Annotated in this window: 12 protein-coding genes; 4 read left to right on the forward strand and 8 right to left on the reverse strand. The window is 73.3% G+C overall.

The genetic code is table 11. The annotated features are described in order from the left end of the window. Positions 1–3 precede the first annotated feature (3 nt). Entirely contained in the window at positions 4–1113 is a 1110-nt protein-coding gene (locus ACH01S_RS10140) for an alpha/beta hydrolase (protein WP_067888346.1), read from the forward strand. A gap of 58 nt (positions 1114–1171) precedes the next feature. Here the strand turns inward: ACH01S_RS10140 and ACH01S_RS10145 are convergent, their stop codons facing one another. The 8 genes from ACH01S_RS10145 to ACH01S_RS10180 form a co-directional block, all read right to left on the reverse strand. Continuing rightward, on the reverse strand, positions 1172–2149 hold the full coding sequence (locus tag ACH01S_RS10145) for an alpha/beta fold hydrolase (protein WP_067888349.1): 978 nt from the start codon (positions 2147–2149) through the stop codon (positions 1172–1174). An 85-nt stretch (positions 2150–2234) separates the two neighbouring features. Next, positions 2235–3221, reverse strand: a complete 987-nt coding sequence (locus tag ACH01S_RS10150; protein ID WP_067888352.1) for an NAD(P)H-dependent flavin oxidoreductase — start codon at positions 3219–3221, stop codon at positions 2235–2237. Next, positions 3218–4909 (reverse strand): AMP-binding protein, encoded by a 1692-nt coding sequence (locus ACH01S_RS10155; RefSeq protein WP_067888355.1) that lies wholly within the window; start codon positions 4907–4909, stop codon positions 3218–3220. The genes ACH01S_RS10150 and ACH01S_RS10155 overlap by 4 nt, the downstream gene beginning before the upstream one ends. A 3-nt stretch (positions 4910–4912) precedes the next feature. Continuing rightward, positions 4913–5701 carry an enoyl-CoA hydratase/isomerase family protein gene (locus tag ACH01S_RS10160; RefSeq protein WP_067888357.1) on the reverse strand — a complete coding sequence of 263 codons (789 nt, stop codon included), beginning with the start codon at positions 5699–5701 and terminating at the stop codon, positions 4913–4915. Between the two features lies 1 nt (position 5702). Then, positions 5703–6893: a CaiB/BaiF CoA transferase family protein gene (locus ACH01S_RS10165; RefSeq protein ID WP_067888360.1), complete on the reverse strand. Its 1191-nt coding sequence runs from the start codon at positions 6891–6893 to the stop codon at positions 5703–5705. Next, entirely contained in the window at positions 6890–7630 is a 741-nt protein-coding gene (locus ACH01S_RS10170) for an enoyl-CoA hydratase/isomerase family protein (protein WP_067888364.1), read from the reverse strand. The genes ACH01S_RS10165 and ACH01S_RS10170 overlap by 4 nt, the downstream gene beginning before the upstream one ends. Next, positions 7623–8570: a hydroxymethylglutaryl-CoA lyase gene (locus tag ACH01S_RS10175; protein WP_067888367.1), complete on the reverse strand. Its 948-nt coding sequence runs from the start codon at positions 8568–8570 to the stop codon at positions 7623–7625. The genes ACH01S_RS10170 and ACH01S_RS10175 overlap by 8 nt, the downstream gene beginning before the upstream one ends. Positions 8571–8680: 110 nt before the next feature. Next, a complete protein-coding gene (locus ACH01S_RS10180) occupies positions 8681–9172 on the reverse strand; it encodes a MarR family winged helix-turn-helix transcriptional regulator (protein WP_067888371.1) in 492 nt (163 codons plus the stop codon). 134 nt (positions 9173–9306) lie between these two features. On the opposite strand from ACH01S_RS10180, the gene ACH01S_RS10185 reads away from it, so the two are divergent. Genes ACH01S_RS10185 through ACH01S_RS10195 form a run of 3 tightly spaced genes read left to right on the forward strand, consistent with a single transcriptional unit; the run spans position 9307 to position 13187 of the window. Next, positions 9307–10755, forward strand: coding sequence for an aldehyde dehydrogenase family protein (locus tag ACH01S_RS10185; RefSeq protein ID WP_067888374.1), 1449 nt, complete (start codon positions 9307–9309; stop codon positions 10753–10755). 11 nt (positions 10756–10766) lie between these two features. Beyond that, positions 10767–12074 carry an aminotransferase family protein gene (locus tag ACH01S_RS10190; RefSeq protein ID WP_067888377.1) on the forward strand — a complete coding sequence of 436 codons (1308 nt, stop codon included), beginning with the start codon at positions 10767–10769 and terminating at the stop codon, positions 12072–12074. A gap of 45 nt (positions 12075–12119) precedes the next feature. Further along, positions 12120–13187 carry an ABC transporter substrate-binding protein gene (locus ACH01S_RS10195; protein ID WP_169809244.1) on the forward strand — a complete coding sequence of 356 codons (1068 nt, stop codon included), beginning with the start codon at positions 12120–12122 and terminating at the stop codon, positions 13185–13187. Positions 13188–13193: the final 6 nt, after the last annotated feature.

The raw sequence follows: 13193 nt of genomic DNA on the forward strand, positions 1-13193 counted from the left end.
CCGATGAGTTCTGACCGCAGGGATCGTCGGCGGATTCCCCGGTTCACGCTGTCGGGGGTCGCCGACGCCGAAATCAGCGCGCATCCCTTCTCGACCGGCGACGGCCTGGGCCTGAACCTCACCCGGTTCCGCCGCCGCGAATGCGACGACGTGGTCCTGCTGATCCACGGGATCTCGTGCTCGTCGGACATGTTCATCATGCCGGAGCACACCAACCTGGTGAATTTCCTGCACGACGCCGGGTTCGGCGACGTGTGGACGCTCGACTTCCGGATGAGCGCGCGTTTCCCGTACAACTCCGAGACCCACCGCTACAACCTCGACGACATCGCCCACTACGACCACCCTGCGGCGCTCGCCGAACTGCGCCGCCATGTGGGCGGCAGGCGCGTCCACGTCATCGCGCACTGCCTGGGCGCGGTGTCGTTCTCCATGGCCCTGGCCGCCGGGACGGTCTCCGATGTCACCAGCCTGACCTGCAACAGCGCCTCACTCGTCGTGCGGACGCCGCGCTGGTCGAAGCTGAAGCTCGGCTACGCGCCGCCGATCGTGGAGTACCTCCTCGGGCCGTACCAGCTCGACCCGCGCTATTCGACCGCGCCCGTCCTGACCCGCGGCTGGATGCTCGCCAAGGCGATCAGGCCGTTCCACCGCTCGTGCGACGAGCCCGCCTGCCACATGCTCGGCTTCATGTGGGGCGGCGGAAAACCCATTTTCACGCACGAGAAGATGTCGCCCGTCACCCATGCCCGGCTGACCGACCTGTTCGGCGTGTGCAACCTCAATTACTTCCGCCAGGTCCACAGAATGGTCGAGGCGGGACGCGCGGTGAAATACGACCGCCGCGACTCGCGGCACAGGGATCTACCGGACGACTACCTCGCGGCCGCCGCCCGCGCCACGACGCCGATCCTGTTCCTCACCGGGGACCGGAACCACGTGTTCACCGACTCGAACGTCGTCTGCCACCGGCGGCTCGAAGCGGTCGCGCCCGGCCTCCACGAACTGGCGGTCCTGCCCGGATACGGGCACCAGGACCCGTTCATGGGCGCCCGCGCCGACACCGAGGTGTTCCCGCAGATCCTCGATTTCCTGAAGCGGAAAGCGGGTTAGCAAGGAAAAGCGCCGGAGAGTCCGTGGCGGGGCACGGGCTCTCCGGCGTCGTCAGCTCCTACCGTGAATGCTTGCGCACGAACGCGCGGAGGACGGGGTTGTAAACGTCCGACCGCTCCCATTGCGGCGCGTGACCGCATTCGTTCGCCACCACCGTCTCCACGTCGCGGAAATGGCCCGCCATGATCCGCTGGACGCTCGGCGGGCTGTAGAGGTCGGCGTCCCCCCAGATCAGCAGGGTCGGCACCCGCACCCGCCGCTTCACGTCCGCCCAGGTGAACGTGTTCTCGTTGCCCTGGTCGACGTCGCTGTTGCGGGCGCGGTGGTGGATCTCGACCCATGCCGCCGTCCCGGCCACGTTGATCGCGCGGTAGGACGGCCCGAGCTCGATGAAGTCGGCGGGCATGTCGGAGAAGCCGGGCGGCCGGAGCCGCTTCAGCATGTCCTTGTAGTCCTGGTCCTGCGCCCCGGTGAGGCTGCCGCTGATGACGAGGCCGAGCAGCCGCTCCGGGTGGGACAGCGCGTAGTCGAGGGCCACTCCCCCGCCCGCCGCCACGCCCACGGCGTGGAACTTGCGGATGCCGAGGTGCTCGACGAGCGCGTGCAGGTCGCCGGTGCCGGTGCCCGGGTCGTCGGCGGGCGGCGCGTCCGACTTGAAGTGCCCGCGCCGCGAGTAGCCGATGACGCGAAACCCGGCCTTCGCGAGGTACGGCTGCTGGTACGGCCAGCTCTCCGCGCTGCCGCTGTAGGGGTGCAGCAGGACGATCGGCGTGCCGCGGCCCCCGGTGTCCCAGTACCAGACGCGTCCGCCGGGCACCGGGGCGTAGCCCTCGGTGGCCGGGGCCTGCGGCGGGATCGGGATGATCGGCAGCGGCGAGTCCGGCCGGGGCGCGCCGCCGCCCGCGGCGAACGCGCTCCCCCCGGTCGCGGCGAACGCGGCGCCGCCCGCCGCGAGCGCCGCCGCCCCGCCGAGCAGGCCGCGGCGGCCGAGTCCCGGCTCCGCCCATTTTCGCAGGGCTCTTTCGCTGGTCGTCATTCCTGACCTCCTCAGTCTCGACCTCGGGTGTCCGCGCCTCAGCGCGCGGCACCCGGCCGCTCTCCCCCGAAGCTCCGTGCGCGTCCTACCTGGACGGGATCGGCGCCGCCGCCGGCCGCACCGCCGGCAGCCGTCCGATCGCGGCGGCGTACTCCTCCACCAGCCGCTCGACGATCCGCGCCGCGGGCAGGACCGCGTCGATGAGGCCCGCCGACTGCCCCATCTCGACCTTGCCGCCCTCGACGTCGCCGTCGACGGCGGCCGTGCGCAGGCTGGCGGCGGTGAACGCGGCGCGGCGCCGCTCCAGGTCGGCGCCTGCGCTCTCCAGCTCCAGCATCCGCTCGGCGAAGCCGTTGGCCCGCACCCGGATCAGCCCGAGGCCGCGGCCCACCGTCCGGGTGTCGCCGATCCCGGCCGCGAGCACCGCCTCCTTGTAGGCGGGGTGCACGTTGGCCTCGACGCTGGCGAGGAAGCGCGTGCCGAACTGCGCGGCGCCGCAGCCGAGGGCCAGCGCGGCGGCGAGGCCCGCGCCGTCCGCGAACCCGCCCGAGGCGACCACCGGGACGCCGGGGAACCGCCGCGTCACCGCGCGCGCCGTGACCAGCGTGGAGACGAGCCCGGCGGGCGGGTGGCCGCCCGCCTCCGCGCCGACGACGACGAGGCCGTCGACCCCGGCGTCCACGGCCTTGGCCGCGTGCTCCTCGGACGCCACGACGTGCAGGCAGATCGTCCCGATGTCCTTGAAGCGGCTCAGGTAGCGGCGCGGGCCGCCCTGCGACGCGATCAGCACCGGGATGCGCCGGGCCGCGAGCAGGTCGATGACCTCGTCGGCGCCCGTCCGGTACAGCGGCAGGTTCACCGCGTAGGGGCGGTCGGTGCCCGCCGCGACCTCGCCGATCGCCCGGTCGAGGTCGGGCAGCCGCATCGGCCCGGCGGCGACCACGCCGAGGCCCCCGGCGTTCGACACCGCGAGCGGCAGCCGCGAGTCCGACGACGCCCACGACATGCCCGCCTGGACGATCGGCAGGTCGCAGCCGAGCAGCCGGGTGACGGCGGTCTCGATCACGCTCATCGTGCTCCGCCCTTCCGGGGGGCGGCCCCCGAGCCCTCGGCCAGCAGGCGGCGGGCGTGGTCGGCGAGGTGCCGTTTCGGCACCTTCGAGCTGGCCGTCATGCCGAACTCCTCGAAGCTCGCGACCACGTGGACGTGGCGCGGCACCTTGAACCCGGCGAGGCGCTCGCGGGTCCAGGCGGCGACCTCGTCCGGCTCGACCCGGTGGCCGTCGGCGGGGACGACGAACGCGAACGGGACCTCCATCAGCCGGTCGTCCGGCACGCCGACCACCGCCGCCTGCCGGATGCCGGGATGGTGGTGCAGGACGTCCTCGATCTCGGTCGGCGAGACGTTCTCCCCGCCGACCCGGATGACCTCCTTGGCCCGTCCGACGAACTCCAGCCGCCCGTCGGGGCCGAGGCGGCCGAGGTCGCCGGTGCGCAGCCAGCCGTCCGGCGACAGCGCCCGCGCGGTCTCGTCCGGCATCTCGAAGTAGCCGCGCATGACGTTCCAGCCGCGGACGAGGATCTCCCCGACGCCGCCGGGCGGGACGTCCCGTCCGGTGGCCGGGTCGTGCACGCGGACCTCGACGCCGGGCTCGGGCAGCATCCGGCCGGAGAGCCGCACGTCCGCGGGCTCCCACCAGGCCGACTGCGCCACGTTCGGCGACGCCTCCGACAGCCCGTAGCCGACGACGCACTCGGCCGCGCCGAGCTCGGTCGCGATGCGCCGGACGACGGCGGGCGACGCCGCCGCCCACGCCCCGCGCAGCCGCAGCCGCCGCCGGGGCAGGTCCGGGTGGTTCAGCAGCATCAGGGCGATGGTGTCGTTGCCGGAGAAGTGGGTGCAGCGCTCGTCCTCGATGAGGCGGAGCGCCTCGCCGGGCTCGAACCTGTCCATCGTCACGATGGTCGCGGCGTGCTGGAGGGACGCGAGGACGGTCAGCGTGCTGCCCGCCGCGTGGAAGAAGGGGCGCGCGCTGTGGAACCGGTCGCCGGGACGCAGCCCGAGCCGCGCGCCCGAGAAGAAGGCGTCGGCGCACATGCCGCGCTGGGTCAGCAGCACGCCCTTCGGGTGGGACGTCGTCCCGGACGTGTACTGGATCAGCAGGACGTCGTCCGGTGTGCCGCACGGCTCCGCCGGCGGAGCGGTGCTCGCGCGGAAGTCGTCCCAGGAGCGGGCGGCGGCGGGGACGTCCGAGCCGAGCACCACCACCGTCCGCAGGTCGGGCAGCGCGGGGTCGGGCAGGGCCGAGTCGGCGGCGGGGCAGATCTCCCGCAGCACCGCGACGAAGTCGATGTTCAGGAACCGGTCGGCGACGAACAGCATCGAGGACCGCGACTGCCGCAGCGCGTACGCGATCTCCGGGGCCCGCCACCGGGTGTTGACCGGCACGGTCACCGCGCCCAGCGAGCCGATGGCGAGGAAGAGCGCGACCCATTCCGGCCCGTTGCCGAGGCAGACGGCCACGTGGTCGCCGCGCCGGACGCCCGCCGCCGCCAGCCCCGCCCGCACGGCCGCGACCTCCTCGGCCAGCGCGGCGTAGGTGATCCGGCCGCGCGGGGTGACGACGGCCTCGACGTCGCCCGCGACGGCCGCCGCGCGGCGCAGCGCCTCGTGGACGGTCAGCGGGCACACCCCGGCCAGCTCGTCGGCCGATGCGTCGGCCGGTGCGTCGGCTCGGGCGTTCGCGGTCCGCGGTTCCATCGCTCAGCTCCCCTCCGGTTCCGGCCGCCTGCCCGCGCGCATGGCCGCGGCGAAGTCCTCGACGCCGCCGCGCCAGCCGCCGTCCGCGAGGCAGCGCTCGATCGCCGCCATCTCGATCCGGATGCCCTTCGCGAGGTCGGTCTCCGCGCCGAGGTCGACGGCCTGCTTGGTCAGCGCCATCGCGAGGCGCGGCGCGCCCGCGATCGTCGCGGCGAGCTCCGCTCCCGTCGCCAGCAGCTCGGCGGCGGGGACCGTCCGGGCGACGAGGCCGACGGCGACGGCCTCGGCGGCGGGCATCGTCCTGGACGTGAACAGCAGCTCCTTCGCGCGGCGCTTGCCGACGACGCGCTGGAGCCGCTGCGTCGCGCCGACCGTCCCCCAGTGCGGCTCGGGGAACCGGAACGTCGCGTCGTCGGCGGCGACGATGAAGTCGCAGGACATGGCGATCTCGCCGCCGGAGCCGACGACCGGGCCGTGGACCAGGGCCACCACGGGCTTCGCGCACCGTTCGATCGCCTCGTAGGCGGCGAAGGAGGCCAGGCGCCGGGCGCGCACCCAGCCCTCGTCGCGGCCCTTGCGCTCCTTGAGGTCGGCGCCCGCGCAGAACGCGGGCCCCGCCGCCCGCAGCAGCACGGCCCCGATGTCGTCGGCGGCGTCCAGCCGCGCGAACACCTCGTTCAGCCGGTGGCACATGGCGAGGTTCAGCGCGTTGCGGGACTCCGGCCGGTTCAGCACGACGTGCGCGACGCCGTCCGCCTCCTCCACCAGCACCGGGTCGTCGGTGGCGCCCATGTCAGACCGTCCCTTCTTCGCGCAGCCGGGCCACGTCCGCCCGGTCCATGCCGAGGAGGCCGGTGAGCACGTCCTCGGTGTCGGCGCCGAGCAGCGGCGGGACGCCCGGCTCGGGGTACTCGCGGCCGTCCAGGCGCAGCGGCGTGCGCAGCGCGCCGAACTCGCCCTCGACGGGGTGGTCGAAGCTGCCCACCATCCGGCGGGCCGCGGTGTGCGGGTCGGCGAGCGCCTCGCGGGCCGAGTTCACCTCCCCGGCGGGGACGTCGACCGCGCGCAGTTCCGCCGCGAGGTCGTTCCGCGTCCTGCGGGCGATGGCGGCGGCGAGCGCGGCCGTCACCCGTCCGCGCTGCTTGAGCCGTCCGGCGTTGGCGGCGAGGTCGGGGTCGGCGGCCAGCTCCGGCAGGTCGAGCACCCGGCACAGCGGGCCCCAGTGCTGGTCGCTGCAGCTGATGTGCAGCCAGCCGCCGTCGGCGCACTGGAACGCGGCGGACGGGACCCGGCCCGGGTGCTCGGTGCCGGTGCGGGACGGGTCCTCGTCCAGCGCGAAGATCCGCGCGGCGGCCAGCGCGAGCAGGCTCGTCTGGACGTCCATCATCGCGAGGTCGACGTGCGAGCCGCGGCCGTCCGCGCCCCGGCCGAGGAGCCCGGTGAGGACGGCGATGGCGATCCACAGCCCGGACGTCATGTCGGAGATCGGGACGCCGACCTTCGCGGGCGGCGTGTCCGGGTGGCCGGTGAGCGACATGATCCCGGACAGCGCCTGGAAGACGGTGTCGTAGCCCTTGCGGTCCGAGTACGGCCCGGACTGCCCGAAACCGGTGCTGGACACGTAGACCAGGCGCGGGTTGCGCTCCGCCAGCGCCGCGTAGCCGAGCCCGTACTTGTCCATGGTGCCGGGCATGAAGTTCTCCACCACGACGTCGGCGCGGTCGGCCAGCTCGCGGGCGATGTCCTGGCCGCGCGGGGAGCTCAGGTCGAGCGTCACCGACCGCTTGCCCCGGTTGACGGAGAAGAAGTAGGCGCTCTCGCCGCCGGGCAGGCGCGGCTCGAACGTCCGGGTCTCGTCGCCGCGCCGGGGCCGCTCGATCTTGATGACGTCGGCGCCGAGCTCGGCGAGGATCTGGGTGGCGAGCGGACCGGCGAGGACGCGGGTGAAGTCCAGGACGGTCACGCCCCGCAGCGGCGCCGTCATGCGCCCGCCCCGGGGAACCCGCGCATGATCGCGTTGACGTCGCCGCCGGCCCGCATGGCCTCCGCGAACGGCAGGTCGGCGACCCGGTGGAACAGGCTCTTGGCCGCCGCCATGGCGAGCGGGTTCACCTCGGCCCAGCCCGCGGCGATCTCCAACCCGGCGGCGAGCGCGTCCGCGGGCTCGGTCACCCGGTTGGCGAGGCCGAGGTCGGCCAGCTCGGCGGCGGACAGGATCCGGCCGGTGCTGACCAGCTCGAACGCCAGCTTGCGTCCGAAGTGCCGCTGCAGCCCGGTCATCACGATCGCGGGGACGATCGAGTGCCGCAGCTCCGGGTAGCCGAACTTCACGTCGGACGCGGCGACCATCATGTCGCAGCCGATGGCGAGCCCCGCCCCGCCGCCCATCGCCGCGCCGCGCACGACGGACACGACGGGCTTGGAGAGCTGCTGCAGCATCATCTGCGTGCGGGTCGTCAGCTCGGCCCGCCGGACGACGGCGCGCTGGTTCGCCGGGGTGAGGTCGGCGAACTCCTTGAGGTCGGCTCCGGCGCAGAAGGCCCGTCCCTCGCCGGTGAGGACGACGGCGCGGACCGCCTCGTCCTCGTCGGCGGCGCGCAGCGCGTCGTGCAGGGCGCGGGTGAGCGCGGTGTCGAGCGCGTTGAGCTTGGCCGGACGGTTCATCCGCAGCACCCGCACGGGGCCGCGGTCGTCCACGAGGAGGACTTCGGACTCAGCCATGCGCCGCCGCCTTCTTTCCGACGAGTCCGAACCCGGCCCGCGCGACCATGCTGTGCAGCGGGCGGCCGAGCGCCCGCTCGCAGCGCTCCGACGCCGCCATGACCGCGTCGAGGTCGAGCCCGGTGCGCACGCCCTCGGACTCCAGCAGGTTCACGAGGTCCTCGGTGCTGACGTTCCCGGTCATCCCCTGCCCATATTGGATCTTGGCGGGGTGGCCGCCGACCCCGCCGAACGAACTGTCGAAGTCGCGGCACCCGGCCTCCAGCGCGGCGAAGCAGTTGGCGAGCCCGCTGCCCCGCGTGTTGTGGAAGTGCGCGACGATCGGCGGCGCGGGCCCGCCCGCCGCCGTGATCCGCCTGAACATGCTCTTGACGGTGGTCGGCGTCGCGAGGCCGGTGGTGTCGCCGAGCGTCACGAGGTCCACGCCGAGGTCGGCGAAGCGGGCCGCGTCGGCGGCGACGACGCCGGGGTCGACGGCGCCCTCGAACGGGCAGCCGAACGCCACCGAGACCACCCCGACGAGCCGGAAGCGGCCGGCGGCGAGCCGCACCATTTCGGTCACCCGCGCCCACTGCCCTTCGCGGGTGGTGCGCATGTTGCGCTCGGTGTGGGACTCGGTGGCCGAGACGAGCAGGCTCAGCTCGTGGGCGCCGTGCCCGGCGTCCAGATCGGCGATGGCACGTTCCACCGCGCGGACGTTGGGGCAGGTGGCCTTGTAGGCGACCCCGGCGCGGCGGGGCAGCCCGGCGAGCACCGCGCTCGCGTCGCGGAGCGCCGGCACCCGCTCGGGATGGCCGTAGCCGGTCGCTTCGATCCTGGTGAAGCCCGCGTCGGCGAAGGCCCCGATCAGCTCGATCTTGACGTCGGTCGGGACGTGGGCGCTCTCGTGCTGGAGCCCGTCGCGGGCGAAGCACTCGCAGATCGTCGCGTGGTCGGCCATGCGCGTCCAGCCTCCTAGGGGAGCGTCGAGGTCGTCACGGGAGGAATATAGCCTACTGTTGACAACATCAACACCCGCCCCGGTCGGCGGCCGTTCGCGCCCGGCGCGGGTCAGCGCTCGGAGCGCTCCAGCGCCTTGGCCAGCGTGGCAAGCTTGCGCAGGGCCGAGTCGAGCACCTCCTGTTCCAGCGGGGTGAGGCAGACGAGGAAGGCGTTGTTGCGCTCGTTCGCGGCCCCGATGAGCCCCCGGTAGAGCGCCCGCCCGCTGCGGGTCAGCGTGAGCTGGGTCGTGCGGCCGGGCCCGGGCTCGCGCTCCACCAGGCCGCCCGCCGCGAGCTTGCTCGCGACCCGGCTCATCTGCGCCTTGTCCAGGCCCGCGAGCCGGGCGAGCCGGTTGACGGTGAGCGGCTCGTCGGCGCCGAGCAGGGCGATCGTCCGCCACTCCTGCAGGCTGACGTTGAATTCCCGGCGGTAGCGGAGGGCGGCGCTGCGGGACAGGGCGTTGGCCACCCGGTGCAGCCGGTACGACAGCAGCTCCCTGATCGGCAGGAGTTCGGTCTCCTGGGCGGCGGGATCGGCCGACGGAGACGGTTGGGCGTTCATGCCACCACTGTAAGGCGGAGCGCGGCCGTCAGGACGCACGTCCCGCCGAGTGTTGACAAATACAACACCGGCCTTGGAAACTGTGCGGCATCGATTACGGTCGGCGTAACGGATGACACAGGGAGGGCCGCAATATGCCCGCAGACCCGTCCGCAACCCTGCTCATCGACGGGGTGTGGGAACCGGGATCCGCGACCTTCGAGGTGGCGGACCCCGCCACGCTCCGCGTCCTCGCGCGGGTCGCCGACGCGGGCCCGGAGGAGGCGCTCGCGGCGCTGGACGCCGCCGACCGGGCCGCCGGGCCCTGGCGGCGGACGCCCGCCGAGGACCGCGCCAACGCCCTGCGCGCCGCCGCGGCCCGGATCCGCGACCGGGCCGAGCCGCTCGCCGCGCTCATGACGAGCGAGAACGGCAAGCCGCTCGGCGAGGCGCGCGGCGAGGTCCTCGGCAGCGCCCGGATGCTGGAGTGGGCGGCCGAGGAGGCCCGCCGCGCGAACGGCCGGGTGACGCCCGGCGCCGCCGCCGGACCCGGGCTCGTGCTCCGCGTCCCGGTCGGCCCGGCGCTGGCGATCACCCCGTGGAACTTCCCGGCGAGCATGCTGGTCCGCAAGGTCGGGCTGGCCCTCGCCGCCGGCTGCCCGGTGATCGTCAAGCCCGCGGAGCAGACGCCGCTGATCGGCACCGAGCTGGTGCGGATCATCGCCGAGGCGGGCGGGCTGCCCGCCGGGGTGCTCCAGTCGCTCACCACGTCCCGTCCCGGGGACGTCGCCGGGACGCTGCTCGCCGACCCCCGGCTGCGCAAGGTCAGCTTCACCGGCTCCACGGCGGTGGGCCTCAGCCTGCTCCGCTCGACGGGCGACCACCTGCGCCGGACGTCCCTCGAAATGGGCGGCCACTCCCCCGCCATCGTCTTCGACGACGCCGACCTCCCCGCCGCCGCGGCCGCGGTCGCCGCGGCGAAGTTCGCCAACGCGGGGCAGAGCTGCATCGCGGTGAACCGGCTGTTCGTCCAGCGGTCGGTGCACGACGAGTTCGTGGCGCTCCTGCTGGAGAAGGTGGCCGCGCTGAGACTCGGGCACGGCTCCGCCGAGGGCACCACCGTCGGCCCGCTGATCGACTTCGACGGGCTGGACAAGGTGGAGCGGCACGTCACCGACGCGGTCAAGCGCGGCGCGGCGGTCGCGGCGGGCGGGCGGCGCTGGACGCCCGACGACCCCGCCCTCACCGGCGCGTTCTACGAGCCGACCGTCCTCACCGGCGCGGACGACGCCATGCTGATCAGCTCCGAGGAGACCTTCGGCCCGGTGCTCCCGGTCTACGCCTTCGATGACGACGAGGAGGCCGTGGACCGCGCCAACGCCACCGACTACGGGCTGGCGGCCTACGTCCACGGCTCCGCCCTGGCCCGCGTGTGGCGGGCGGTCGACAGGCTGGGCTTCGGCGTGGTGGCGGTGAACGAGGCGTTCCCCGTCCGTCCGGAGCTGCCGTTCGGCGGGATGAAGAACAGCGGTCTGGAACGCGAGGGCGGCAGCGAGGGCATCGACGCCTACCTGGAGACCAAGTCCGTGGCGATGAGGCTCTAGGGGGCGGGATCATGACGACGCAAGAGCAGGTCGGAACGGAACGCGCGCGGGAACTCGCCGAGGCGGACAAGCGGGCGCTCATCCATCCGCACAGCGTCATCGGCGCGCCCGCCGAGCCGCTGGTCCTCGACCGGGGCGAGGGCGCCGTGGTCTGGGACGTGAACGGGAAGTCCTACATCGACGGCACCTGCGGCCTGTGGCAGTGCCCGGTCGGGCACGGCCGGGAGGAGCTGGCGGCGGCCGCCGCCGAGCAGATGGGCAGGCTGGAGTTCTACTCGTCCTTCGGCGACTACTCCAACGAGCCGTCGATCCGGCTGGCCGAGCGGCTGCTCGACCTGGCGCCGCCGAACATGCGCCGGGTCTTCCTGACCAACGGCGGGTCCGAGGGGAACGAGACGGCGATCAAGCTCGCCCGGCTCGCCCACCACCACGCCGGGAACCCCGAGCGGTTCGTGATCCTCGCCCGCGAGGGCGGCTACCACGGCATGGGCGGCGGCTCGCTCGCCGCGACCGGGATCGACCGGCTGCGCGCGGGCTACGGCCCGCTGATGCCGGGGATCGAGTTCCTCGCCAAGCCGCACTCCGTGCGCGGCGCCGACGTCACCGACCGGCTCGTCGGCGAGCTGGAGGAGCGGATCGCCGAGATCGGGCCGGAGCGGATCGCGGCGTTCATCGGCGAGCCGGTGCTCGGCGTCGGCGGCATGGTGCCGCCGCCCGAGGACTACTGGCCGCGGGTGCGGGACGTCCTGCGCCGGCACGGCATCCTGCTGATCGTCGACGAGGTCGTCACCGCGTTCGGCCGGATCGGCCACTGGTTCGGCTCCGCGCGGTACGGCATCGAGCCGGACCTGATCGTCACCGCGAAGGGGATGACCAGCGGCTACATCCCGATGGGCGCGGTGCTCGCGGGCGAGCGGGTGCTCGACCTCGCGGACGGCGCCGCGTTCCTGCACGGGTTCACCTACAACGGGCACCCGGTGGGCGCGGCGGTGGCGCTCGCCAACATCGGCATCCTGGAGCGCGAAGGGCTCCTGGAACGTGCCGAAACGCTCGGCGCCCGGCTCCTCGCGGCGCTCAAGCCGCTGGAGCGGCTGGACCACGTCCTTGAGGTGCGCGGCGTCGGAATGATGCTCGGCGTCGAGCTGACCGGCCCCGACGCCGCCGCCGCGGCGGCGGGCGTGCAGGCCGGCGCCCGCGCCGACGGGGTGATCGTGCGCGCCTCCGGCACCACGATCGTCCTCTCACCGCCACTGGTGATCGACGAGGGGCGGCTCGACACGCTGGCCCGCGTCCTGACCGAACACGTCACAGCGGCCTGACGGGGCAGGACGCGCGAAGCCCTTACCCACCCCCAGGAGGAGATCGTGCGGCGAAACACCCGGCGAATCGGCGCGGCGGCCAGGGTCACGGCCGTCGGCCTGGCCGCGGTCCTCGCGGCCGCGGCCTGCAGCATCGGCAACGCGAGCGGAGGGAGCGACGACGACACCCTGACGTTCGTGTCGACCGGGGCCCCGTTCCAGAACTACCAGGCGGAGGCGTGGCAGAAGCCCTTCACCGCCGAGACCGGGATCAAGTTCCGCAACGACGGCCCGGTCGACGAGGCGAAGATGAAGACGATGGTCGAGGCCAAGAAGGTGACCTGGGACGTCGTCGACACCAGCGCCGCCGCGACCGAGCAGTACTGCGGCAAGTACGTCGAGAAGCTCGACTTCTCGATCGTCGACAAGAGCATCTTCCCGCCCGGGACGGTGAGCGAGTGCGGCGTCCCCGCGTTCTTCTACAGCACCATCTTCATGTACAACAAGCAGAAGTACGGCGCGAGCCCGCCCTCCAAGATCGCGGACTTCTTCGACGTGAAGAAGTACCCCGGCAAGCGGATCGTGCCGCCGGAGATCGCCGTCGGGCTGCTGGAGGCGGCGCTGCTCGCCGACGGGGTCCCGCAGGACAAGCTCTACCCCCTCGACCTGGACCGGGCGTTCAAGAAGCTCGACCAGATCAAGCCCGTGACCACGTTCGCGCAGACCTACGGGCAGATGCAGCAGATGATGGTCGACAAGCAGATCGACATGGGGCTGATGCTGAACGCCCGCGCCTACCAGGCGCTCAAGGCGGGCGCCCCGTTCGAGCCGGTCTGGGACAAGACGATCGTGAACTGGGACGACCTCGTCATCCCCAAGGGCTCGAAGAACAAGGAGCAGGCGATGAAGTTCATCGCCTCCGCGTCCGGGGAGAAGCCGTCCGCGCGGATGTCGGAGCTGGCGTCGGTGCTGCCGATCAAGGAGAGCATCAAGCCGAACTTCGACCAGTACCAGCAGCGGCTGAACGCGTACGCGCCGGAGCACAAGGACAGCATCGTCCGGACGGACGCCGCCTGGTGGGGCAAGAACTTCGACATGGTCACCAAGCGCTACACGGCGTGGCTCAACGGGTGACGCCGC

Origin of the sequence: Actinomadura chibensis NBRC 106107 (genome assembly GCF_001552135.1) — a bacterium.
GTDB lineage: Bacteria > Actinomycetota > Actinomycetes > Streptosporangiales > Streptosporangiaceae > Spirillospora > Spirillospora chibensis.